At 41.1% G+C, this 24,614-nt stretch carries 29 protein-coding genes and 1 other annotated feature (1 of these 30 running past the window's edge); of the genes, 26 read left to right on the forward strand and 3 right to left on the reverse strand.

The window, feature by feature from the left end; translation table 11 throughout:
* Positions 1-1,010: 1,010 nt before the first annotated feature.
* Positions 1,011-1,220 (reverse strand): DUF378 domain-containing protein, encoded by a 210-nt coding sequence (locus J7Q78_RS09525; protein WP_208422082.1) that lies wholly within the window; start codon positions 1,218-1,220, stop codon positions 1,011-1,013.
* 272 nt (positions 1,221-1,492) lie between these two features.
* Between J7Q78_RS09525 and J7Q78_RS09530 the strand changes: the two genes are divergently transcribed.
* Positions 1,493-2,230: a trypsin-like serine peptidase gene (locus tag J7Q78_RS09530; RefSeq protein WP_208422081.1), complete on the forward strand. Its 738-nt coding sequence runs from the start codon at positions 1,493-1,495 to the stop codon at positions 2,228-2,230.
* A 234-nt stretch (positions 2,231-2,464) separates the two neighbouring features.
* Complete coding sequence (locus tag J7Q78_RS09535) at positions 2,465-2,710, forward strand: hypothetical protein (protein ID WP_154242202.1); 246 nt, start codon at positions 2,465-2,467, stop codon at positions 2,708-2,710.
* Positions 2,711-2,764: 54 nt separating this feature from the next.
* Here the strand turns inward: J7Q78_RS09535 and ybaK are convergent, their stop codons facing one another.
* Positions 2,765-3,271 (reverse strand): Cys-tRNA(Pro) deacylase, encoded by a 507-nt coding sequence (gene ybaK, locus J7Q78_RS09540; RefSeq protein ID WP_208422080.1) that lies wholly within the window; start codon positions 3,269-3,271, stop codon positions 2,765-2,767.
* A gap of 113 nt (positions 3,272-3,384) precedes the next feature.
* Between ybaK and J7Q78_RS09545 the strand changes: the two genes are divergently transcribed.
* From J7Q78_RS09545 to J7Q78_RS09585, 9 genes are all read left to right on the forward strand, one after another.
* Entirely contained in the window at positions 3,385-3,564 is a 180-nt protein-coding gene (locus J7Q78_RS09545; RefSeq protein WP_208422079.1) for a hypothetical protein, read from the forward strand.
* Positions 3,565-3,626: 62 nt separating this feature from the next.
* On the forward strand, positions 3,627-4,016 hold the full coding sequence (locus J7Q78_RS09550; protein ID WP_208422078.1) for a hypothetical protein: 390 nt from the start codon (positions 3,627-3,629) through the stop codon (positions 4,014-4,016).
* Positions 4,017-4,166: 150 nt separating this feature from the next.
* Complete coding sequence (locus J7Q78_RS09555; protein WP_235688101.1) at positions 4,167-4,661, forward strand: DUF3013 family protein; 495 nt, start codon at positions 4,167-4,169, stop codon at positions 4,659-4,661.
* A 30-nt stretch (positions 4,662-4,691) separates the two neighbouring features.
* Complete coding sequence (gene prmA / locus J7Q78_RS09560) at positions 4,692-5,639, forward strand: 50S ribosomal protein L11 methyltransferase (protein ID WP_208422076.1); 948 nt, start codon at positions 4,692-4,694, stop codon at positions 5,637-5,639.
* Between the two features lie 13 nt (positions 5,640-5,652).
* Positions 5,653-6,408 (forward strand): 16S rRNA (uracil(1498)-N(3))-methyltransferase, encoded by a 756-nt coding sequence (locus J7Q78_RS09565; protein WP_208422075.1) that lies wholly within the window; start codon positions 5,653-5,655, stop codon positions 6,406-6,408.
* Between the two features lie 36 nt (positions 6,409-6,444).
* Complete coding sequence (locus J7Q78_RS09570; protein ID WP_154242195.1) at positions 6,445-6,786, forward strand: hypothetical protein; 342 nt, start codon at positions 6,445-6,447, stop codon at positions 6,784-6,786.
* A 90-nt stretch (positions 6,787-6,876) separates the two neighbouring features.
* Entirely contained in the window at positions 6,877-9,108 is a 2,232-nt protein-coding gene (locus tag J7Q78_RS09575; RefSeq protein WP_154242194.1) for a RelA/SpoT family protein, read from the forward strand.
* Between the two features lie 12 nt (positions 9,109-9,120).
* Entirely contained in the window at positions 9,121-9,570 is a 450-nt protein-coding gene (dtd, locus tag J7Q78_RS09580) for a D-aminoacyl-tRNA deacylase (RefSeq protein WP_154242193.1), read from the forward strand.
* A gap of 4 nt (positions 9,571-9,574) precedes the next feature.
* The gene (locus J7Q78_RS09585) at positions 9,575-10,195 is read left to right on the forward strand and encodes an HAD-IA family hydrolase (RefSeq protein ID WP_208422074.1); all 621 of its coding nucleotides are present in this window, start codon (positions 9,575-9,577) and stop codon (positions 10,193-10,195) included.
* A gap of 50 nt (positions 10,196-10,245) precedes the next feature.
* Here J7Q78_RS09585 and J7Q78_RS10155 read toward each other — a convergent pair whose 3' ends face one another.
* Positions 10,246-10,596 carry a DUF3397 family protein gene (locus tag J7Q78_RS10155; protein ID WP_154242191.1) on the reverse strand — a complete coding sequence of 117 codons (351 nt, stop codon included), beginning with the start codon at positions 10,594-10,596 and terminating at the stop codon, positions 10,246-10,248.
* A gap of 127 nt (positions 10,597-10,723) precedes the next feature.
* Between J7Q78_RS10155 and J7Q78_RS09595 the strand changes: the two genes are divergently transcribed.
* The 15 genes from J7Q78_RS09595 to J7Q78_RS09665 all read left to right on the forward strand — a co-directional run bounded on the left by J7Q78_RS09595 (position 10,724) and on the right by J7Q78_RS09665 (position 24,450).
* Complete coding sequence (locus J7Q78_RS09595) at positions 10,724-10,846, forward strand: DUF4044 domain-containing protein (protein ID WP_039099598.1); 123 nt, start codon at positions 10,724-10,726, stop codon at positions 10,844-10,846.
* Positions 10,847-11,110: 264 nt separating this feature from the next.
* Entirely contained in the window at positions 11,111-11,542 is a 432-nt protein-coding gene (mraZ, locus tag J7Q78_RS09600; protein ID WP_208422285.1) for a division/cell wall cluster transcriptional repressor MraZ, read from the forward strand.
* Between the two features lie 15 nt (positions 11,543-11,557).
* Positions 11,558-12,514, forward strand: coding sequence for a 16S rRNA (cytosine(1402)-N(4))-methyltransferase RsmH (gene rsmH / locus J7Q78_RS09605; RefSeq protein ID WP_208422073.1), 957 nt, complete (start codon positions 11,558-11,560; stop codon positions 12,512-12,514).
* Between the two features lie 11 nt (positions 12,515-12,525).
* A complete protein-coding gene (gene ftsL / locus J7Q78_RS09610) occupies positions 12,526-12,900 on the forward strand; it encodes a cell division protein FtsL (RefSeq protein WP_235688102.1) in 375 nt (124 codons plus the stop codon).
* A complete protein-coding gene (locus tag J7Q78_RS09615) occupies positions 12,897-15,026 on the forward strand; it encodes a penicillin-binding transpeptidase domain-containing protein (RefSeq protein ID WP_208422072.1) in 2,130 nt (709 codons plus the stop codon). The genes ftsL and J7Q78_RS09615 overlap by 4 nt, the downstream gene beginning before the upstream one ends.
* Positions 15,027-15,053: 27 nt before the next feature.
* A complete protein-coding gene (mraY, locus tag J7Q78_RS09620; protein WP_208422071.1) occupies positions 15,054-16,016 on the forward strand; it encodes a phospho-N-acetylmuramoyl-pentapeptide-transferase in 963 nt (320 codons plus the stop codon).
* Between the two features lie 15 nt (positions 16,017-16,031).
* Positions 16,032-17,396, forward strand: coding sequence for a UDP-N-acetylmuramoyl-L-alanine--D-glutamate ligase (gene murD, locus J7Q78_RS09625; protein WP_154242186.1), 1,365 nt, complete (start codon positions 16,032-16,034; stop codon positions 17,394-17,396).
* A gap of 15 nt (positions 17,397-17,411) precedes the next feature.
* Positions 17,412-18,512, forward strand: coding sequence for an undecaprenyldiphospho-muramoylpentapeptide beta-N-acetylglucosaminyltransferase (gene murG, locus J7Q78_RS09630; protein ID WP_208422070.1), 1,101 nt, complete (start codon positions 17,412-17,414; stop codon positions 18,510-18,512).
* A 21-nt stretch (positions 18,513-18,533) separates the two neighbouring features.
* Entirely contained in the window at positions 18,534-19,409 is an 876-nt protein-coding gene (locus J7Q78_RS09635; RefSeq protein ID WP_154242184.1) for a cell division protein FtsQ/DivIB, read from the forward strand.
* Positions 19,410-19,522: 113 nt separating this feature from the next.
* Complete coding sequence (ftsA, locus tag J7Q78_RS09640; RefSeq protein WP_208422069.1) at positions 19,523-20,839, forward strand: cell division protein FtsA; 1,317 nt, start codon at positions 19,523-19,525, stop codon at positions 20,837-20,839.
* Positions 20,840-20,867: 28 nt separating this feature from the next.
* Positions 20,868-22,103 carry a cell division protein FtsZ gene (ftsZ, locus tag J7Q78_RS09645; RefSeq protein ID WP_208422068.1) on the forward strand — a complete coding sequence of 412 codons (1,236 nt, stop codon included), beginning with the start codon at positions 20,868-20,870 and terminating at the stop codon, positions 22,101-22,103.
* 12 nt (positions 22,104-22,115) lie between these two features.
* On the forward strand, positions 22,116-22,550 hold the full coding sequence (locus J7Q78_RS09650) for a cell division protein SepF (protein WP_208422067.1): 435 nt from the start codon (positions 22,116-22,118) through the stop codon (positions 22,548-22,550).
* Positions 22,551-22,832, forward strand: a complete 282-nt coding sequence (locus J7Q78_RS09655; RefSeq protein WP_235688103.1) for a YggT family protein — start codon at positions 22,551-22,553, stop codon at positions 22,830-22,832.
* Between the two features lie 3 nt (positions 22,833-22,835).
* Positions 22,836-23,624 carry a YlmH family RNA-binding protein gene (locus J7Q78_RS09660; RefSeq protein ID WP_208422066.1) on the forward strand — a complete coding sequence of 263 codons (789 nt, stop codon included), beginning with the start codon at positions 22,836-22,838 and terminating at the stop codon, positions 23,622-23,624.
* Between the two features lie 28 nt (positions 23,625-23,652).
* A complete protein-coding gene (locus J7Q78_RS09665; RefSeq protein WP_208422065.1) occupies positions 23,653-24,450 on the forward strand; it encodes a DivIVA domain-containing protein in 798 nt (265 codons plus the stop codon).
* Positions 24,427-24,614, forward strand: a binding site (T-box leader); it runs 23 nt beyond the window's last position. It overlaps the preceding gene by 24 nt.

Here is a 24,614-nt window from a genome sequence, read left to right on the forward strand (position 1 = left end):
ATCACCTCGTACTTAGCTACGCAAAAAAGCGATTAATTTTTTTGGTTAGTCAAAGGGTTAGTCAATTTTTAGAAGTGTTTTAATAACAATGATTAAGCGCCATATAATGAGACCTGTACTCTCCTTAAAGTACCAATTTCAGAGTAAGTCGGACAAACGTTGATTTAGAAACGTTTGTCCGACTTTTTTTATTGAATCAAAAAAGATAAACCGCTATTATTCATCTGTCAACATGAACCCAGCGCTAATCTAAATAATGGTCCAACTCGATGATTAAATGATTGACTGTGGCTGTTTAATACTCGGTGGGCAGAATGTTGTAGCTCCTCGTTATTAAGTATTAGAAAAGCCAGACCCTATTAAGATATATGCCTAATTGCTATTAAATCAGCGATTAGGCTATTTTTTTAATAATGTTAATTGCTACTTGATTTTGCGCTTTTTATTCACGGATATGGATTTCAATAATTGCCGTAAAACGCTACCTAAAAAGGCCGCGTTAGCGGCCTTGGGATTATCTTAACGAATAGAAATTTTTACTACTTTGGAACTAAGATAAGTTCGATTAGCGTTACTTTTTACAATGAATGAGAGGGAGTCTTTCAAAAAATGAGTTACGTCTGATACGACATCCGCTGGGGGACATTCATTTATAGTTAATTTATTGATTGTGGGCCCACTCGCGCTCGAACCGTATAAAACATCATCTCGTTTCAATGAAATTATCGACCCATCACAAAAAAATAATTTAACCATGTTAAAAACCACCTTTCAAGTAAATTATAACTATTTGATATATTTTTATCAAATTAAGTTATAAATATATAAGGGGTGGTTATATGCAATAAAAATCGTTTAGAAGTGTTAAGGCCAGATAGGCGCGTGATTATTTCGTCTTTTTGGGCTATACCGGCATCATTGGCCTCAATTAAAAATGATGTATTGGAAAAAGCTGCCTTACAAATAACGCAAGGTACAAAAAAGCCCTCATGTGAGGGCTCTTCATAAATTTATTGATGAGGCGTCGTGTTAACGATAGCGAACAATTTAATACAATAGATTGCACTAAGCCCAACAAGGACATATACGATACGCGAAATAATAGCTGCTTGACCGCCAAATAACATAGCGACTAGGTCAAATTTGAATAGCCCAACAAGTAGCCAGTTCAAACCGCCGACGATTAATAATGTAAGCGCAATATTATCTAAAGTTTTCATAGTGAACACCTCCTTTGTTAACTTAAAAGTAACATTCTCAAAGAGATGAAACAATATAACTGCTTGCAAGCGGATGCATAATTAAAATAATAACAAAAAATAGCTATTCATATAATTTTATAGACTCAAAATAAATGACTTAGTTGAATGGTTTTTGAAAGATCAAGCGTTTAAATTTAAGCAATTAGTGAACAACTTAAAGCATTTTTCTTGTTTTAAGTTTTTTTAAAATGGTATCGTATTCATAATCAAATATAAAGGAGATCTTATAAATGTCATCAAATTTATCAAGGAAATTAGTTGTGGCTATTTTGCTCGCAATCGGTTGTATTAGTGGATTAGAAATTCAGCATAATGTAAATAATGTGTATGCGTCAGACCGTTTGGGAACAATTCTACCAAATAATGATCGGCACCAAATTTTTAATACGCTTGAAGGCCACTATCAATCCGTTTGTTTTATATATGTCAATAACAGTACGCAGGGGTCGGGCGTTGTCGTTGGTCCCAACACAGTATTAACCAATCGGCATGTGGCTAATGCAGCCAAAAACGGTGAGGCCAAAAATATACGCGTGGCAGCTGCTCGTGAGTCAAAAACAAATGCCCCTTATGGCTCATTTGAAGCGAGTGATTTTGTAGTTAACAAAGAAGAAGATTTAGCTGTTGTCCATGTTAAACCCAAAAGTTCAGGAAGTATTGGCGCAATATTTAAACCTGCGAAAATCGTAAACAATCCAAGCACTCAAGATGGTTCAGCTATTACGGTCACTGGTTATCCGGGCGATAAGCTTTTTGCAACGATGTGGGAGAGCCGGGGCAAAGTTGTCGATACAAATAACGATGCCATTCGTTATAATGCCAGCACTTATCCAGGAAATTCAGGTTCGCCCGTATTCAATGATAAAAATGAAGTGGTAGGTATCCACTACGGGGGGGCATCTACATGGAATGTCGCCGTCCGGTTTAGTCCAGCTATTTATAATTTTATTGAACAAAATATGAAATAATTAATTTAAAAACTATCGGCGTATCACCCTATTTCCGGCGGTAATGCAAGGTATCGTGGATGAAACGATTAACCAAAAGATAACAAGGGCTGAATCCCCATATAAAGAAAAAAGCAAAGCACTGATTGTTTTGCTTTTTTTATGCATTTTTAAAAAGTTTCCGCTTATTATAGGATAAGATAATTAGTGTTATTTATTAAAATATGATATTATTAATACCGAGGGGATGAGTAAATGACAGATAAACATTATTATGGCAACTACGAAGTGGTTGAAAAACGGGAGCCGCAAAAATACATTGCAACGATTAAAATACATAACGCGGTTAAAGAAGTCGTGATGCAAGGTGATGCCCTACAAATGCTGGCTCAAAACGATATTTTACCCGAAACAGTGGTTCATAATATTATTAAAGAACCGGATTTGCTGAAGGAACAAGTCATTATTTCTGGTGCTAATTTGGCTCAATACTTAGACTAAATTAAAAAATAAGCGGGTCGAGAACAAGTGAATTGCTCTCGACCCGCTTATTTTTTAGGCTTCGCTGATGTCAGCAAAGGTGGCTTCGGTCACGCGTTGTAAATCTTGCGGATTAATTTGAATTGAGCGGCCGATTTTACCTGATGAAACATAGATGAATGGCTCATCTGCTGCTTGTTGGTCAATGTAAATCGGATAGTGGGACTGTTCCCAGATACCAATTGGGGTGTTAGCGCCATGCTCATAACCGGTGGTTGCCACTAAATCTTTGAGCGGCACCATCGCAATTTTTTTATTGCCAGAAATTTGACTTAATTTTTTTTCGTCTAAATGGCAATCGATGGGGACGACCCCAACAATTGGACCGGTACGCTTACCAGAAAGCACCAACGTTTTATAAATGAGATGTTCATCGATATCAAGATGGTCGACCTTCATTTGGGCAACATTATGGACTTCCTCAGTTGGAAATTCAAGTTGCGTGTAGGCTATTTTTTGTTTATCTAAAATTTTTTCGACCAGTGTTTTCGACAATGCGGTTTGTTTTTTCTTCTTACCCATAATAGACTCCTTTAATGAATAGTATTAGTTTACGGCAATTCTGGTTAAAAGTAAATTTAAGACGGCAATGATGACGTTTCGTTGTATAATAAAACTACATGAGGAGTGATGATATGTTGTGGTTTAAAAAACAACCAGCAAAGGACTTAGCGTCCCACGATTTTACCCAGTTGGTGAAGCATGCGCGTAACGATGAAATGCATTACCAAAAGATTCAAGCGACATTTGCTAGCTTGAAAAAGGCATATCATCAGCCGCAATCAAAATCGGATCAGTTAACAAAAAAGGATTAAATTCGCGTTGTTGGTGACAGTATGGCATACTATTATGTAATAAATAATGGGCGGGTGACACGATGAAACGACAAACTTGGCATTTCCTCTTTTATAAATCAGCTTTTACAAAGGACCAGATTGAGCAGTTATTGGCTTATTTAAAGCAACAACAAAACTTTGGCGGCTTTCCAATTGTTGAATTAATTGGTGATGGCGACAGTAATGATATTCGGTTTGTCACGATGGTTTTTGATCCCTTAGGACCGATTGAACCCCATCTGCAATCAGAAATGGCCAAGTTTATGTTGATGCATGCCATTCGTCCGAATGGCAACACACCAGAAGCTGATATGCGGTTATATGGTCGGGTAATGGCAGAATCAGATGCAGCGCTAGGGATTGAGTTTCATCGCTATGACGACCAGAGTATGGACGTCATTTACTGGGGTCAGAACCACGCAACACATTAAGTAAAATTGAGATTGAAAGTCTGGGACATTTTGTTCGAGGCTTTTTTGAATGATTGCTTTAGATTCAAGTCATAATCAGGTATGATGTTAATACGTGCAACTTTAAAAACGACTTAAATGACGATAATTAAAAGGGATATGGTGAACATAATGGCTGAAATGGATATGTTAGCATTTTTTGATGCAGAATTAGATGATTTGCAATTTAGCGGGGATATGAATATTAACTGGGATAAGCAAGCCCGTGCAATTGAACTCGAATTCACGTTAAACGTGACTAAGGAACAGGCGATTGCCGTTGAAGATCAAAATGGTGAATTGAACGAATCCGATGAAATTAGTTATGAAGACGCGATTTTATTCTTTGATGAAAGTAAGATGGACGGTTTTGAATATGCGGACAATTATTTAGCAGTGATTCCATTTGCTGGTCGTAAAGGGTTAAACGCACAAGTTGGTCGTGGGTTCTTTAACTATTTACAAGACTTACTAGATGAAGGCGAAGATCAATTAGCTGCTTTTGTGAATGACGAATCAGACGAAGATACCTTTATCTTAAACTGGGATGACACAGTTTTCCAAGCAACCGTGGCGCAAGCAGATGACAAATTAGCGAAACAATATTACGCTTACCCTAAATACTAAGCAGCACACGTTAAAGAGGAGAGACAACACATGGAATGGACAAAAGTAACGGTCGCTACTGTTAATGAAGCGGTGGAAGCAGTCGCTAATATTTTAACGGAAAATGGTGCAGAAGGCATCCAAATCGAAGACGCAGCCGATTATGAACATTTAAAAGCCAAGCCAGATCAAATTATTGATTTAGATAGTATTCCCCATCTTGAAGATGGGGCTGCAGTGAGCGCCTTTTTCCCGGAAACAGTTTTCGTTCCGGAAAAATTACCGTTGATTGAACAACGCGTTGCTCAATTGACTGATTTTGGGTTAGCTATTGGTTCTGGTAAGGTGACATTAGCCCAAGTCGCCGATGATGATTGGGCGACAGCTTGGAAAAAATATTATCAACCAACGCGTTTAACACGCTTTTTAACGGTTGTGCCAAGCTGGACAGACTATCAGCCAACCGATGAACGTGAAGCACTGATTCGAATGGATCCGGGCATGGCTTTTGGCACCGGGACCCATCCAACAACGCATCTATCGGTCCAAATGTTAGAAATGGTTTTACGCGGTGGTGAATCTTTAATTGACGTCGGGACTGGTTCAGGGGTCTTAAGTATTGCGGCTGCACATTTAGGCGCCAATGACATTCGCGCTTATGATGTGGATCAAGTCGCAGTTGATGCGGCTAAAGAAAATTTCGCGCTGAACCCGGTAACTGCTGGCATTGATGCCCAGCCAAATGACTTATTGAACGGGATTACAACTAAAGCAGATGTGATTGTGGCTAATATTTTGGCAGAGATTATCGTGCCCTTGATTCCCCAAGCCAAGGATTTATTGCAGGACAAAGGGCATCTATTACTTGCCGGGATTATTGCAGATAAAGAAGCACTCGTCCGCAAAACGTTAGCAGCGAATAATTTTATTGTTCAAGAAGCCCTTCATATGGGTGATTGGGTGGCATTAATCACACGCCAAAAGATGGACGACGATTAAAAGGAGCAATGGCATGCAACGGTATTTTATTGATGAAGCGATTCAAGTAGAGCAACAAGTGATTTTAACCGGTGAAACTGCGCACCATATGCTAAAAGTCATGCGGATGCAGCCGGGGCATCGCGTTGAATTGGTAACACCGGATGAACAAGCATTCATCGGGGAATTAACTGAATTGGATGCAACTGATAAAACAGTAACCATTACAGTGCAATCACCAATAACAAAAACCGTTGAGTTACCGATTCAGACAACGATTGTGTGCGGTTTGTCAAAGGGTGATAAGACCGATTGGATTGTTCAAAAAGGTACGCAACTGGGAGCCTACCGATTTATTTTTTGTAATAGCCAGTTTGCAGTCGCACGTTGGGATGATAAGAAACAAGCTAAGAAAGTCGCTCGGCTCCAAAAAATTGCACAAGAAGCAGCCGAACAAGCTCACCGGACGCATGTGCCGATAGTTGAATGGCGTAACAGTTTAGCAGCGGTGGCCCAAGAGCCAGCTACAATTAAATTAGTAGCTTACGAAGAATCTGCTAAAGATGGCGAACATGCCCAATTAGTACAGAGCTTACAAGCTACTGACGCGGGTGATCAATTACTTTGTGTTTTTGGACCAGAAGGGGGCGTTGCACCCAAGGAAATTGAGATGCTTACGGCGGCTGGCTTTAAGCTGGCTGGCTTAGGGCCACGAATTTTACGAGCCGAGACGGCGCCGTTATATCTGTTGAGTGTCATCTCGTATGTGACAGAATTGGCTACTTTATAGTATGATAGATGTAATCTTTTTGCAGAGGGGCACAACATGACTAAATTTATGAATAATCGTTATTTAAAAATGGATTGGGTGCGCTATTTATTAGTGGCTATCCTCTTGGCGGTCGTTTTACCGCTAGCATTTGGTGTCTTACACATCAATAAGACGTGGCGGATTGGGCTGCTATTTATGGCTGTCAATGGTTGCGCAGCCTTTATAACTGGGTATCATGTTCAAAAGTCCCATGCAGCTTGGTATCACATTTTATATCTGCCGATTTTATTTGGATTGATGGTGGTTGTGCGCTACGCAGATTATAACTATTGGTTCGTTCCTATTTATTGTTTACTGAGTTATTTAGGAATTAATACTGCGTATGAACGCCGTTAAGCAAACTGACTCGACAGTTAATTAGTTGAGTCAGTTTTGTTGTATTGCGTGCATTTTTAAATCGAGTAAGAGGAATTGGAGTGAGGCAGGATGCCAGAAGAAAAAGTAATTTCACAGCAAGAAGTGCTACAGTTATGTCAGAAATACATGAATACTGAGCATCTTACTTTTGTCCAAAAAGCATATGATTTTGCAGCTTATGTGCATAAAGAACAGGTTCGCCAGTCAGGGGAGCCGTACATTATTCATCCGATTCAAGTCGCGGGCATTCTTGCTGAATTGAAGATGGATCCCGCCACGGTTGCTTCAGGCTACTTACACGATGTTGTCGAAGATACGAATATCACGCTAGGTGATGTTGAAGAAATGTTTGGCAAGGATGTTGCGGTGATTGTTGACGGCGTCACGAAATTAGGGAAAATTAAATATAAATCGCATCAAGAACAACTTGCTGAAAATCACCGGAAGATGTTATTAGCAATGGCTAAAGATTTGCGGGTGATTATGGTCAAACTCGCGGATCGTTTGCATAATATGCGGACGTTGAAACATTTGAAACCTGAAAAGCAACGCCGGATTGCCAATGAAACATTGGAAATTTATGCACCATTAGCTGATCGGTTAGGGATTAGTAAGATTAAGTGGGAATTAGAAGATATTGCACTGCGTTATTTGAACCCACAACAGTATTATCGCATTGTCCATCTAATGAACTCTAAACGGACACAACGTGAAGCTTATATTCAAGAAGCGATTAAAGACATCAAAGACTCAATTGCCGATTTAGACATGAACTATGAAATTTACGGGCGGCCAAAGCATCTTTATTCCATCTATCGTAAGATGCGCGACCAACATAAACAATTTGAAGAACTGTATGATTTACTTGCGATTCGAGTGGTTGTTGATTCAATCAAAGATTGTTATGCCGTCTTAGGGGCCATTCACACCAAATGGAAACCGATGCCTGGTCGGTTCAAAGATTACATTGCAATGCCTAAGGCCAATATGTATCAATCAATTCATACAACGGTCATTGGTCCCAAAGGCAAGCCACTTGAAGTCCAAATTCGGACGCAAGAAATGCACAACGTTGCTGAATACGGGGTCGCTGCACATTGGGCTTATAAAGAAGGCGTTAAGGAACAGATTAAGCTAGATGAATCTGGGCGCAAACTGGATTTATTCCGTGAAATTCTCGAAATCCAAGATGCTTCTGATGATGCTGCGGAATTCATGGAAAGTGTGAAAGGTGATATCTTCAGTGATCGCGTCTATGTCTTCACGCCAAAGGGCGATGTTTATGAACTACCAAAGGGATCAGTACCGCTAGATTTTGCTTATTTAGTGCATACTGAAGTCGGCAACCACGCTGTTGGGGCTAAGATTAACGGTAAAATTGTTCCGTTGAATTATCAACTGCGTAATGGTGATATTGTTGAAATGTTGACATCAACAAGTGCGACTCCAAGCCGCGATTGGATTAAGCTCACCTTCACTGCGCGTGCCCGTAATAAGGTTAAACGCTACTTTAAAAAAGAAGATCGTGATGAAAACGTCGAAAAAGGGCGGACAGCTGTTGAACATCTATTGGCAGAAGACGGCTATATACCAAAAGAACATCTTACTAAGGCTGCGCTTGCAGTAATCCTACCGCATTTTAACTTTAATGCGGAAGAAGAGTTATTTGCGGCGATTGGTTTCGGTGAAATTTCACCGCAGTCAGTCGTCAACCGCTTAACGGTTAAAGAGCGGCGGGCCAAAGAAGAAAGTGAACAAAAAGCACTGGAAGCCGAAATTTTATCAGCGAAGGATTCACAACAATCAGGGCCTAAAGCAACTGGTAGTCATATTACAATCAAACACGAAGACGGCGTTATTATTGAAGGGGTCGATAATGTCTTAGTGCGCTTGAGTAAATGTTGTAACCCAGTCCCTGGTGATGATATCGTTGGTTATGTGACAAAGGGGCGTGGGGTTTCTGTTCATCGGCGCGATTGTCCGAACATCGTTAATCGGGCCGATATGAATAGTCGCCTGACTGAAGTCAGTTGGGAAAACACCAACGCTAAAAATGATCAGCTCTATGATGCTAATTTGGAAATCTATGGTTATAACCGTGGCGGACTATTAAACGATGTCTTACAATCCTTAAATGCACATACGAAGCAGCTTAATAATGTGATGGGGCGAATTGACCATGACAAGATGGCTGATATTCATGTGACAGTTGGTATTCGTAATACGGATCATTTAGAGACAATTATGGAGGCCCTTAAGAACATTCCAGATGTTTACGAAGTTAAACGGGTTCAAGGATAGGAGTAACTGAATATGCGAGTAGTGTTACAGCGTGTAAGCCAAGCGAGTGTGACAATTGATCAGACAATTGTTGGCAAGATAAACCGAGGTTTTTTATTATTGGTTGGGATTTGTGATGATGATACTGAAGCTGATTTAGATTACTTAGTTAAAAAAATTAGTCAACTGCGTGTTTTTGAAGACCAAAATGGCAAGATGAATCTGGCGTTGGCACAAGTTGACGGTGCCATTTTATCGGTGTCCCAATTTACCCTTTTTGCTAATACTAAAAAGGGCAATCGACCAAGCTTTATCGCAGCAGGGCAACCAGACGTTGCTAAACGTTTGTATGAACAGTTTAATCAAAAATTAGCAGCAACTGGGATTGACGTTGCAACCGGAACGTTTGGCGCTGATATGCAAGTAGCATTGGTCAATGACGGTCCAGTAACTATTTTATTTGACACAAAGGAGAAGGGCTAAGTTAATGGGTTATCAAAATGCAATTTGGGATTTCGATGGCACGTTATATGATACTTATCCGGCTATGATGACGGCTCTCAGTCAGGTTTATTCTGATCATCAAGTCGCAGTTGACCAAGCACGTTTATACCGAGCGATTAAACAGACGTCAATCAAGCGGGAACTGCAGAGACTTGCTCAGCAAACCGGTGTGTCATTTGAACAATTAGATCGAGAATATCATGAATTAGAACACCAATTACAACAGATACCACAACCTTATCCAGGGGCAGCGGCCATTTTGAAGCAGATTAGTGCGCGTGGTCAGAATTTCTTATTGACGCATCGGGATGCTACTGCAGAAAAATTCTTGGCAGCACATGGGCTAGCGGATTATTTTACTGAGATAGTCACGAGTCAGAATGGCTTTGCTAGGAAACCGGCGCCTGATAGTTTGAACGATTTATGTGACCGTTATCGGCTAGATAAAACTAAAACAGTGATGATTGGTGATCGGGCATTGGATATTGAAGCGGGCATTAACGCTCACGTGGTGACAGCCTATTTCGATGTTGATCGATTACCGATCACGGTGAAACCGACCATGACAATTACGCAATTAAGTGCGTTAGGTGCGTATTTCTAAATTAAAAAAGCGGTGTCGACACTTTCAATTTGTCGATGCCGCTTTTGATTTTAGAGAATGGTAATGATTAGAAAGGATAAATACCAAGCTGTAGCCATGACGAGAACAAAACGCCACCAACTCCGTAGAAATTTACGGAGGTAAAGGGCGTGGTCATAGTAAAAGCGTGTTAAGCTCCAAATGATGCCCCACAGACAGATGGCTAAACAAAAGAACCAACCAGCCTTATTGAAAATGGGCATGCTCAAAAAAATGGCGCTCACTAGAAATGGGATTGGCAACCAATTAATAAAATGGAAACGATGGTTAAATACGCGCTGAGCTACTTGGTCAAGGCAATAGCCGAGCACCAAACAGATGGGTGGTAAGCCGGCGAAAAAAAGTGTTGTGTTAAATGGCATTTGAATCACCTCGAAAGTTAATATCCTTATTGTACCGTCTTTTGAAGGAGATAAAAAGGACGGAGTTGCACTTTTGGGTAATTCGGTGTAAACTGCTGATAACTAAAAAGTCTAGGTGGTGGAATAATTGAAGAAACAAACAAGCACATTTAGTCGCATTACCAAAATTTTCGTTTGGGTAATGTTAATCGCCACAGTGGGCTCAGTCATTTTTGGGTCACTAGCTGCAACTGGCATTTTAAACTTCTAAAAAAATGAGACCAAAGCGCGCGTTCGTTACTGTCGTTACTAAGTGGTACGGTAGTCCCAATAAACTCAGTTAATTAATACGTGAAGCAGTCATTTCGGTTAACGAAATGACTGCTTTTTTTTGGCGAAAAAGGCCAACGACATAAGCGTTGTGCACAATTGATTCCAAAATGATAAGATTTTGGTTTTTTTTGGCAAAATGTGGTAGAAAGTGGGGGATTGTGGTAGACTGAAATCAGTTAAGGCGGGCAAAGGGGTGAATATGATGTTCATGGGTGAATTTCATCACACGATTGATACGAAAGGCCGGTTAATCATGCCCGCTAAATTTCGCGAATCATTGGGTGCCGAATTTATACTCACCCGTGGCATGGACAACTGTATTTTTGGATACCCCCTCAGCGAATGGGAACAATTGGAAACGAAATTGAAAAAATTGCCCCTCGCCAAAAAAGATGCCCGCGCGTTCGTTCGCTTTTTCTACTCAGCGGCTGTCGAATGTTCCCCAGATAAGCAGGGGCGAGTAACGATTCCGACAACGCTTGCTAAACATGCCGCTCTTGAAAAAGAATGTGTGTTAATTGGCGTCTCAAATCGGATTGAAATTTGGAGTCAAGCGAAATGGGCAAGCTTTAGCGAAGAAGCTGAAGAGAATTTTGATGATATTGCAGAGAATATGTTAGATTTTGATTTTTAGAAGGATGGTAAATAGATGACAGAGACATTTAAACATCAAAGTGTTTTATTGAAAGAAACGGTTGATGCCTTGAATGTACAACCCGATGGCGTATACGTAGATGCAACATTAGGGGGCGGCGGTCATAGTGAATATTTGTTATCCCAGCTGACGACCGGTCATCTTTATTCGTTTGACCAAGACGATCATGCCTTAGCAAGTAGTAAACAACGATTAGCCAAATATGCGGAAGCAGGCCAAGTAACTTTTATTAAGCGTAACTTCCGCAATTTAAAAGCGGCGTTAGCAGAACATGGCGTGACTAAGATTGATGGTATTTTATACGATCTCGGCGTTTCATCACCACAGTTTGACGATGCGCAACGCGGGTTTAGTTATAAAAAAGAAGCTCCGCTTGATATGCGAATGGACCAAGATGCTGAATTAAGTGCCTACAATGTCGTTAATGAGTGGTCGTACCAACAATTAATTAAAATCTTCTTCCGCTATGGTGAAGAAAAGTTCTCAAAACAAGTTGCGCGTAAGATTGAACAGCAAAGAGCAGTTGCTCCGATTGCAACCACGATTGAATTAGCTGATTTGATTAAAGACGCAATCCCCGCGCCAGCAAGGCGTAAGGGTGGGCATCCAGCTAAGCGAATTTTCCAGGCGATCCGGATTGCGGTCAATGATGAATTAGGCGCGATTGAAGCATCACTCGAACAAGCCATTCCATTGGTCAACGTTGGCGGCCGCATCAGTGTGATTACGTTCCAATCGTTGGAAGATCGGTTAGTAAAGACGATGTTTAAGGAACAAGCAACGCTCCCAGATTTACCGCGAGGCTTACCAATTCTACCAGAAGAACAAAAAACGGTTCTAAAATTAGTGAACCGCAAGCCGATTTTACCAACAGATGATGAATTAGCAGTAAACCATCGGGCACACAGCGCTAAGTTACGTGTTGCAGAAAAACAAAAAGAAATTGACTAGAAGGATTGATGATGATGGCAACTAACACGGCACGCCAATTAGAAACGCCAGTAGTACCGCTAGAAACGCAGCCTACTGTACATAAACAAGCAGTTGCAAGCCAGTCTAAAAAAGTGGCTTTTTCAGCTGTAGAAAAATTAGCGACGTCCGTTATTGGAATTGTCTTTTTCGCGATGTTGGTTAGTTTGTTAACCGCCAAAATTGCAGTTGTAAATGCACAACGAGGCTTAGAAAGTACGACCCAAAAAATGGCCCAAGTCAGTGCGAACAATAATGATTTAAAACAAGAAATCGGTGAATTAACGAGTTCTGACCGTCTAAATGCTTTTGCCCAGAAACATGATCTTAAACTAAATGAAAATAATATTCGGAACGTGTCTAAATGAAATCAGTTAAGACACGTAAGAGTCCACGGCGGAATCGACGCGTTTTTGGCAGGCTTTTATTGCTAACTATCGCGGCGATTTTTCTAGTTTTCGCTGGTCGTTTTGCCTACATCGCTGCTACTGGGCATATTGCAGGGGTGGATTTAACGAAACGCTCTCAGAAAAAATACAAAGCTGATGCCGTGATTCGCGCACAACGCGGGACAATTTATGATTCTTTAGGAAACGTTTTGGCACAAGATATTAATGCTTATTCCGTGTATGCGGTCTTAAGCCACGACTACGTTGGTCCTAATAAGAAGCCACTGTACGTGACGGATAAGAAAAAGACAGCTAAGGTTTTGAGCCGCTATCTACCATTAAGTGAAGAAAAAATCTATAAACAATTAACGCCGGCTAACCGTTCGGTTTATCAAGTAGAATTTGGCAGCGCCGGCCAAAACCTCTCACTGAGCATTAAGCGGAAGATTGAAAAGGAACATTTAACCGGAATTTATTTCAATGAATCTCCTACGCGGTTGTATCCTAACGGCACGTTCGCCTCTCACGTAATTGGTATTGCCCAAGCACCAAAGGTCGAAGAAAATGATCAGGGCCTGGTTGGTGTGATGGGGATTGAAAAATATTTCAACAAACAATTAGCGGGCCAAGATGGGTACAAAAATTTTGCACGCGATTCTTATGGTTATACAATTAGTCAAAAGAAAAATAAGGTGAAGGCAGCTAAAAATGGTCAAGATGTTTACTTGACCTTAGATTCTCGGTTACAATCATACATGGAGTCACTATTAACTAGTGTGAATAAGAAGTATAAGCCTAAGAGTATGAATGCTGTTTTGATGAATGCTAAAACGGGTGAAATTTTAGCGGCTTCACAACGGCCAACCTTTAACGCTAGCACTAAAAAGGGAATCGATAAGATTTGGCGGGATACATTAGTTGAAGACGGATATGAACCAGGTTCTGTCTTGAAAATTGCCACCTTGGCAGCAGCCATCGACTCTGGTAACTATAATCCTAATCAGTATTATCAATCGGGTTCAATGGAAGTCGGTGATAAGAAGATTAGTGACTGGCAAACGAGCGGCTGGGGGATGATTCCACTGAGTCAGGCTTTTGCACGGTCAAGTAACGTTGGGATGGTCAAGCTCGAACAAACCATGGGCCCTAAGGTGTGGAAGGAATACATTCAGAAGTTTGGTTTTCTAAAACCAACTGGTATTCAATTGCCAGGTGAAACGGCGGGCTCATTACAATATGTTCGGCCGCTTGATCAAGCGATAACGTCGTTTGGTCAAGGGATTAACGTTAATGTGATGCAGATGCTTCAAATGACAAGTGCGATTGCCAACGATGGCACAATGATTAAACCACAGATTTTGTCTGGGATTAATCAAGATCATCAAGTAAAACCAATCAAGGTTGGTAAACCAATTAAGGCCAGCACGGCTAAATCTGTTTTACAAAATATGGAAGACGTCGTTTATCAAGATTACGGAACGGGGCAGGTTTACCAAATTCCAGATTATAAAGTCGCCGTTAAAACCGGGACTGCCCAAATTACTGATCCCAATGGGGGCTACTTAACCGGTGCAAACAACTATATCTTCTCAGTAGCAGGGATTGCACCCGCTGATGATCCTAAGTATATTTTATATGTCACAATGAAACAGCCACAGAATATGACAGATAGTGCTGAAAGTATTTTGGCACAGATTTTCAATCCAATGATGAAACGGGCACTGGAATATACTAAAAAAGCGGAAAAAGATACGCAACAACAAGTAACAGTCCCATCTGTGATTGGGCAGTCAACGACTGCTGCCCAAAAGAAATTAACGGATTTAGGCCTACAAACGGCTTCTGTTGGTAGCGGGAACCTAGTTGTCCAACAAGTACCAAAGGCCAATAGTATTATTTTGCCTAAACAACGAGTCATTTTAATGACCAATGGCGCGATGACAATGCCAGATGTGACGGGTTGGTCGAAGAATGATCTCTTGAAACTCGCACAATTAACAGGTGTGGAGATTGATATCAAAGGCAGCGGGTATGCTTATCGTCAAAGCTTAGCTGTCAATGGTTTACTAGATGGGGTTAAAAAAATAACAGTACAATTAAAATAAGATAGTTGGATTAAAGGAGTTTATGAAATGGCAGCAGGACAATTTTTAGTGCCTTTAATGAGTGGGTTTGTAATTACGGTGATTTTTATGCCGTTTTTTATCGGCTATTTACGCTTTAAAAAAGAGGGGCAGACAATCCGTGAAGAAGGCCCTAAATGGCACGCAAAGAAAAATGGGACACCAACAATGGGCGGACTTTTATTCATTATTGCCGCTGTTGTTTCAAGTATCTGGGTTGGATTATTTTTAAAACAATTAACGAATAGTTTATTAATTGCCATGTTTATTCTTGTGTTATACGGTATTCTTGGCTTTTCAGATGATTTTATTAAAGTTTTCCGTAAACAGAATTTAGGCTTACGCGCTTGGCAAAAATTGCTAGGGCAAATTATTGGTGGGATGGTCTTCATCGCTGTTTATTTCCATGAAGGCTTTAGTGCTGCACTTGAGATCCCCGTAATTGGAACTATTTCAAGTAACTGGTTCTTTTGCATCTTCGTGCTAGTGTGGTTAGTTGGTTTTTCCAACGCTGTGAACTTAACGGATGGGATTGACGGATTAGTTGCTGGCTTAGCAACCATCTCGTTTGCCACTTATACCATCATCGCCTTTCGGCAAAACCAAATTGATGTTGCCATCTTCGGCCTCAGCATTATTGGGGGGCTGCTTGGCTTTTTAATCTACAATAAAAAGCCGGCCCAAATTTTTATGGGGGATGTTGGTTCATTAGCACTTGGTGGCGCATTAGCTGCTATGTCAATTCTCTTACATCGTGAATTCTCACTGCTATTAGTCGGATTAGTATACGTCATTGAAACAGCAAGTGTGATGTTGCAAGTCGGTTCATTCAAATTATGCCATAAGCGGATTTTTAAAATGAGTCCAATTCATCATCATTTTGAAATGTCAGGGTGGAGTGAATGGCGGATCGATATCAGTTTTTGGTTATTTAGTATCATCTGTTCAGTAATTTATCTGGTAATTTTTTAGAAGAGGGCGAATTTAATGAAGGCCAGCACGACATATCAAGATCAGGCTGTTTTAGTTTTAGGATTAGGAAAAAGTGGTTTTAATGCCGCTAAATTATTATTAAAATTAGGAGCCATCGTGACGGTTAACGATGGTCAAGCACAAGAAGATAATCCCCAAGTTGCCCAATTGCGTCAATTAGGGGCAACCGTCATTACTGGCTCGCATCCACTGACGTTGTTTGAGCAGCCCTTTGCCTACCTTTTTAAAAACCCAGGCATTCGGTACGATAACCCAATGGTCGAAGAAGCGATTGCTCGCAAGATTCCGATTTTAACAGAACCGGAACTCGCTTACGAAGTGTCTGAAGCGCAATGGGTCAGCATTACCGGCTCAAACGGGAAGACGACCACCACGACGCTAATCGCGTTGATGTTAGATGAAAATCGCCCCCAAGGTCACGCATATGCTGCGGGAAATATCGGGATTCCATTGAGTGCGGTTGCCCAAAAAGTGACACCAGCTGACGTGATGGTTACGGAATTATCAAGCTTTCAATTACTTGGGACGACAACTGTTAAACCTAAGATTGCCGTTTTAACGAATATTTATGAAGCACATTTAGATTACCATGGCTCCCGTGCTAATTATGTGGCTGCGAAAATGCGGCTCGTTCAAAATCAAACGGCAGACGATTTTTTCGTTGTCAATTGGGATTTACCGGAACTACGTGAATTGAGTCACCAAACAAAGGCCCAAATAATTCCCTTTTCACGGTTAGGTAATTCCGAAGCGGGCGCCTATGTAAAAGATGGCCAATTTTGGTTTAAAGGTGAAGCAATTATGCCAGTGGCTGATATCAACGTCCCTGGTGACCACAACCTCGAAAATGCTCTGGCCGCAATTGCGGTTGCTAAGTTGATGGGCCAATCGAATGATGCCATCATTGATGTTTTAACGACCTTTACTGGCGTTAAACATCGGATGCAGTTTGTGACCAGCTACGAGGGGCGCCGTTTTTATAATGATTCTAAAGCAACCAATATGGAAGCTACTGAAGTTGCATTGAAGAGTTTTAAACAGCCAATTGTCTTATTAGCGGGGGGCCTTGATCGAGGCTTTACTTTTGAACCATTATTACCACTGTTAAAAGAACATGTTAAAGCAGTCATTTTATATGGTGAGACTAAACAATTGCTGGCACAAACAGCCCGTGAAGCTGAGATTGCCGTCATTAAAATAGTTGATAATTTAACAGAAGCAGTCCCTGAAGCTTATGCTGCTAGTGAAGCCGGCGATGTGATTTTATTGTCGCCTGCATGTGCAAGCTGGGATCAGTTTAAAACGTTTGAAGAACGTGGGGACGTCTTTATCAAGGCAGTCGAACAAATTACAGATTAAATTGGAGATTCTAAAATGAGAGTAATGATATCTGGTGGCGGGACGGGTGGCCACATCTATCCAGCATTAGCCCTAATTGAGAGAATGCAACAACGTGACCTGTTGGATGCCGTTTTATATGTCGGGACGCAACGCGGTTTGGAAAGTAAAATTGTGCCCGATCAAGGGATCGATTTTAAGACGTTAGAAATCCAAGGATTTAAACGTTCGATGAATATGCAAGGCATTAAAACAAATATTAAAACCATTCAACTTTTCTTGCACAGCGTTAAAGAGGCAAAAGAAATGATTAAAGCCTTTAAACCTGATATTGTGATTGGAACGGGGGGCTATGTTTCTGGCGCATTGGTGTATGCAGCAAGTCGTTTGAAAGTGCCAACGTTGATTCATGAACAAAATTCAGCAGCGGGGGTTACCAACCGCTTTTTGGCACGCTTTGTCGATAAAATTGCCATTTCGTTCGAATCGGTCAGTGATCAATTTCCAATGCATAAAATTGTATTGACGGGAAATCCACGGGCACAACAAGTTGCGGGGATGTTACCCAACGAACGGTTAAGTGAATTTGGACTTAAGACTGACAGTCCAACGGTTCTTGTGTTTGGTGGGAGCCGTGGGGCACCAAGTATTAACCAAGCTTTTATCGATGCGGTACCAGCACTTAATACCAAAGAGTACCAGGTGCTGTTTGTTTCTGGCCGTGTTCATTTTGATGATGTTCAAGCGCAATTAAAGCCGCTGACACTTAACGATAATTTGGCTGTTGTCCCATATATCAGCAATATGCCCGAAATTTTACCGGATGTAAAGGCGATTGTTGGCCGCGCTGGTGCGACCAGTTTGGCGGAAATTACAGCACTCGGGATTCCGTCAATTTTGATTCCAAGCCCCTATGTGACAAATGATCATCAAACAAAGAATGCTGAGAGTTTGGTTAAAGAAGACGCAGCAATTTTAATTCCAGAGGCACAATTGACAGGTGACAAATTAGTTCAATCACTAGATACGCTGTTTGCCACCCCAGATAGTCAACAAGCAATGGCTAAAGCAGCTAAGAAAATAGGAATTCCGGATGCTTCAGATCGCATTATTGAAGTGATTAATACGATTATCTAAGTTAAGAAAGGGGCGGATGACTTGAAGAAAAAAACAACTAAAAATGGGTCGCTCGATCCGCTCCAATTACTAAACGTTTGGCGTGCTTATCAATTAAAACGTTGGAAAAAACAACGCCGGCAACGATTAACCCCGGGGCGGCCAACGATTAGTGGTCAACTACCACATTTGAAGGCACAACGAACGGCAAAGACAAAGTGGCGGCTGACAGCGTTATTGGGCACCTTCATTTTGGGAGCTTGTGTGGCCGTTTATTTTATACTACCCATTAGTGACGTTCAAGAAATGACGGTTAGCGGGACTAAATCAGTGCCTGATCAACAGGTAATTAATGCTAGTGGTGTGCAAATTGGTGATAACGTCCTCACCCAAATCTGGCGGGAAAAAGCGATTGAAAAGCGGATTCATCAGAAGCTACCGAAAGTAAAAAGCGTAAACGTCCAAGTTAATCAATTTAATCAGCTGACATTGGCGATTACGGAATATCCAACAGTCGGCTATCTAGTACGGCATAAACAATATTATCCAATCTTAGAAAATGGGACGATTTTGAAGACTAGGATGACCCAATCGCTGGGCAATAGCCCCGTTTATAGTCAATTTAAAAATGACGCTTTCTTAAAGCAAGGATTAAAACTGTACGAAGCCTTTCCAAGTAGCATTCAAAGTGCCGTGTCGGAAATTCGTTTAACGGCTAAGAATAATAATCCCTACCAAGTCCACTTATACATGAATGATGGCAATGAGGTAGTGGGCGATTTGCGGACACTTGCAAAGAAAATTAAATATTATCCCACACTGGCGAAACAGATGAACGGTAAGGGACGAATTGACTTAGAAGTTGGCGCTTACGCCAAATTATTTGCTAAATCTGAGGCCGATTCAACAAAAGATTAGTTAACACTATTTAAATAGATTGGATTAGCTTTCTAAATCTAGTCGAAATGTGGTACTATTTAGCATAGGAATCATTTTATTCTAATTGAATGCAGGGAGGTTCCACACACTTAATGGAGAATTCAAAAATATATATCGGCCTTGATGTCGGAACTACTTCAATTAAGGTAATTGTTGCAGAATCAATTAATAAACAACTAAACGTGATTGGCGTCGGATCAGCGAGATCAAACGGATTAAGTCGCGGGACAATTGTGGACATTGATCAAGCGGTTACCGCTATCCAACAAGCCGTACAACAAGCAGAACAAAAAGCAAATATTGAAATTAATCAGGTTGTTGCTGGTATTCCAGCCAACCAACTACAAATCGAAGAATGTCAAGGGATGATTGCCGTCTCTGATCAATCAAAGGAAATTACTAATCAAGATGTACAAGATGTCGCTAGTGCTGCATTGGTTCGGAATTTACCACCTGAACGTGAAATCCTAAATATTTTACCGCAATCATTTACGGTTGATGGGTTTGACGGCATTAAAGACCCGCGCGGCATGATGGGCGTTCGCCTTGAGATGAACGGAATTTTATTCACTGCCCCCAAGACGATGATTCATAATTTAAAGAAGTGCATCGAAAAAGCGGGGTTAACACTATCACAACTGGTAGTAAACCCATTAGCGCTTGGCAAACTTGCCTTATCAGACGGGGAACAGGATTTTGGAGCAATCGTGATCGACCTGGGCGGGGGCCAAAGTACGGCCGCTGTTATTCATGATCATCAATTGAAGTTTACAGCGATTGATCAAGAAGGTGGCGACCATATGACCAAAGATATTTCCGTCGTCTTGAACACATCAATTGAAAATGCTGAAAAAATCAAACGGGATTATGGCAATGCTGATTCATTGGCCGCTTCAGAAGAAGAACAAATTCCAATTGAAGTTGTTGGACAAGCTTTACCAATCCAAGTGACCGAGAAAAAATTAGCTGAGATTATTGAAGCTCGGACGATGCAGATTTTTGATCGTTTGAAAGCTGAATTGGATAAAGTACATGCTTTTGATATGCCCGGTGGGGTTATCATGACCGGTGGTGTAACAGCTTTACCTGGCATTGTTGACTTGGCTAAGGAAATCTTTAATTGCCAAGTGAAGTTGTACATTCCAGATCAAATGGGCTTGCGGCACCCATCATTTGCCCAAGGATTGAGTTTAATTAACTACATAGCTAACTTGTCGGAAGTTGATTGGTTGGTCCAAGGCGCACTTGGAAATGTAGCACAGACTGAATTAGACCAAACAGTGACGAAATCAACAATGAAACCTCAAGCAACAACCAAAGAAGTCCCAAGTAAGAAAACCAAACCTAAAAATCAATCAAAAAAAGCATTCGAAGGCCTGAAAAATTTCTTTAGTAACTTTTTTGAATAAGGGCTAGTCGTAACAGGAGGAAAAACAGATGGAATATTCATTAGATGCAGCACAAGAAAATAGCGGCGCAATCATCAAAGTTATCGGCGTCGGTGGTGCTGGCGGTAACGCTGTCAACAGAATGATCAACGAAGGCGTTAAAGGCGTTCATTTTATTGCGGCTAACACTGACGTTCAAGCACTCGAAGATTCAAAAGCTGAAACAAAGATCCAATTAGGACCTAAGTTAACTCGCGGCCTCGGTGCTGGGGCAACTGCGGAAATCGGCCAAAAAGCTGCTGAAGAAAGTGAAGAAGTCCTCAACGAAGCCTTAAAAGGCGCGGACATGATTTTTGTCACAGCCGGCATGGGTGGCGGTACCGGAACTGGTGCTGCTCCGGTTGTTGCCAAAATCGCTAAAGATCTCGGGGCATTAACGGTGGGGGTTGTTACCCGACCATTTACATTTGAAGGCCCTAAGCGTGGCAAAAATGCGGCTTCAGGGATTGCAGAATTAAAGCAACATGTTGATACAATGGTCATCATTGCGAATAACCGGTTGCTTGAAATTGTCGACAAAAAAACCCCAATGATGGAAGCTTTTAAAGAAGCTGATAATGTTTTACGGCAAGGGGTCCAAGGCATTTCGGACTTAATCACATCCCCAGGGTTTGTCAACTTGGACTTTGCGGATGTTAAGACGGTCATGGCTAACCAAGGCTCAGCGTTGATGGGAATTGGCTCTGCAACGGGTGAAAACCGGACAGCTGAAGCAACGAAGAAGGCTATTTCATCACCATTATTGGAAGTTTCAATCGATGGCGCAGAACAAGTTCTTTTGAACATTACTGGCGGACCAGATTTGTCATTATTTGAAGCCCAAGATGCTGCCGGGATTGTGCAACAAGCGGCAACCAACGATGTTAACTTGATTTTCGGGACTTCAATCAACGAAAATCTTGGTGATGAAGTTGTCGTAACGGTCATTGCGACTGGGATTGATGAAGATAATAATAAACGGCGTCCAGCAACAAGCAATTCAACCCAAAAGATAACAACGCCTTCTTCAACAACAACCGAACAAAATAACGATCCATTTGTAGATTGGGATATGCGTCGCGAGCCAAGCGCTCGTGAGCAAGCGCAAGCATCTGAGAAATTTGAAGAAATCGAAAAGAAAGATTTCGACATCTTCAAACGGACGGCCCAAGCAGATGACAATAAACAAGATAACCAAAATGGGGACGATGTGCCGCCATTTTTCAAGCGTCGGCGCAATAACTAAGGAGGATGACTCATGGCTGGTAAGTTTAGTCTTAGCAATTTTTTCGGCATGTCAGATGAAGATGAATATGCTAATACGCAAGAAACTGCGGCTGTTACTAATGAAGGTGAGCCAACTGTTCGCCCGAATAATGTTGTCTCGATGCAAGCTGCGGGAGCGACTAAAATGAATAAAATTGTCTTATGTGAACCACGGATTTATTCCGACGCGAAAAAAGTTGGTAAGAGTTTACTTGAAAATAAAGCAGTGATTGTTAACTTCACGCGAATTGAAGCAACGCAAGCCACGCGAATAGTTGATTTCTTGACGGGGGCAGTGTTTGCCATCAATGGAGAAATTCAACGGGTTGGCGATCAGATTTTCTTATGTACGCCACCAAACTATGAAATCGATGGAAATCTTTCAGATATTGTCGATCAAAATGATTTTGATATTGAGGTGAACTAGGTGCAACTATTTTTATTTTATGTGCTCTTGATACTCATGTATGTTGTACGAATCTATAGTGGCATCGTCGTCATCTACTGTTTATTAACGTGGATTCCAGAAGCGATGGGGAGTAAATTAGGGCGCTTGGTTGCTAAGTTAGTTGAACCTTTCTTAGAAATCTTTGACCGATTCATCCCTGCAGTTGGTGGGATTGGGATTTCAGCAATTGCCGCATTTTTCGTTTTATACTTAGTAGAACGTGGGATTGGTTTACTAGCACAATTATTAGTGGGGATGTAATCGATGGTCAAGCAAGCAGATGTCTATCAACATTTTAGAAAAAACGAGGCGCCGTTTGTGGCACAGGTTTTGGATTGGATCGAGCAAGCACAAGTTGAATATCGACCAATCTTGACGGCGTTTTTAGATCCGCGTCAGGCGTTTATTTTACAAACGTTGGTCGGTGAAAAAGGAGACATCCGTTATCACTTTAATGGTGGATACAATGCTGCTGAGCGGAAACGGGCGATTATTGCGCCAGATTACTTTGAACCAACAGATATGGATTTTGAGATTCAATTATTTGAGATTCGGTACCCGGTTAAATTTGCAAACCTTTCTCACGGAAAAGTGCTAGGCACCCTTGTGAATGCCGGAATTGACCGCGATGTGTTTGGGGATATTATGACCGATGGAGAACGTTGGCAATTTTTGGTGACGGAGCAGATGGCAGACTATGTCGAAGAGCAAATCACTAAGATTGGCCGCGTGACGGTTCATTTGCAAGAGCAAGCTTACACACAGCTGTTGACCCCTAAGGATGCTTGGCAATTCGAACAAACGACTGTTAGCTCGTTTCGCTTAGATACGATCATCGCAACTGTTTACAATTTGTCGCGGCAACGCGCTAAAGAATTAATTCAAGCCAACAAGGTTAAATTGAATTGGCAAGTATTTGATAAACCAGATTTTGAATTGGCACTATTAGATATCGTCTCTATTCGTGGCTTTGGCCGCATTCAACTTCAATCAATTGATGGTCAGACGCGTAAAGAAAAATATCGGGTGACACTGGGGATTTTAAGAAAATAATTGCTGAAAAAGATGGAGGAATTTCAAAATGGTTTTAACACCTTTAGATATTCATAACAAAGAATTTAACACAAAAATGCGCGGTTATAATCCAGATCAAGTCAATGATTTCTTAGATCAAGTGATTAAAGACTACGAAACAGTTTTAACAGAAAATGAAAACTTAAAAGCGGAATTAAAATCAAGTGATGAAAAAGTAACATATTTCAATGAATTAAAAGATGCGTTGAACCAATCAATCATTGTTGCGCAAGAAGCAGCTGATCGTGTTAAGGATAATGCTAAAAAAGAAGCTGAAATGATTCAAACTGAATCAGAAAAGAATGCAAAATCAATGTTGGATGATGCGACTGAAAAAGCAAACCATATCATTGACGATGCAACGGAACGGGCAAAACAAATTGCGATTGAAACTGATGACTTGAAGAAACAAACCCGAATTTTCCGCCAAAGATTGCAAGTGATGCTTGAATCACAATTAGAAGTGGTCAAAAGCCCTGAATGGACAGATTTATTAGCGAAAGATGATTTAGCGGACCATCAAGCTCTTTCAGCTGAAATCGATATGACAGACCTTGACAACCATGGGTCAAATCAAGTAAACTCGGATGCAGAAGTTAAACCTTGGGGTCAAATTGCTGAAGATGACGTGACAACAACGCAAACCATCATTTTCCCGGGCGAAGAAACACCAGTCAGAGAAGATGACAGTGCTGATGGGCTTCCAGATGTAGTCGAAGATACCGACTCAGACGAAGTGACTGAAGCTGTTACGGATTCATACAACCCAGTTGAAAACCAAGCAACAGATTTAAATAAGGACTAGCAAGCAAAACAACATTTAAGCGAGCCAACGACGGTGGAAGGTTGGTAATGCTCTGTTTAGCGGTGTATCACCTTATTTCTTTTCAGATGAATTGAGTAGTTTGGAACGCTTAATGCGCGTTATTGCATATTGAGGAAGGTCATTGACCTTCAAATTTAGGTGGT

Source organism: Latilactobacillus fragifolii (assembly GCF_905332535.1).
In the GTDB taxonomy this organism is placed as follows: domain Bacteria; phylum Bacillota; class Bacilli; order Lactobacillales; family Lactobacillaceae; genus Latilactobacillus; species Latilactobacillus fragifolii.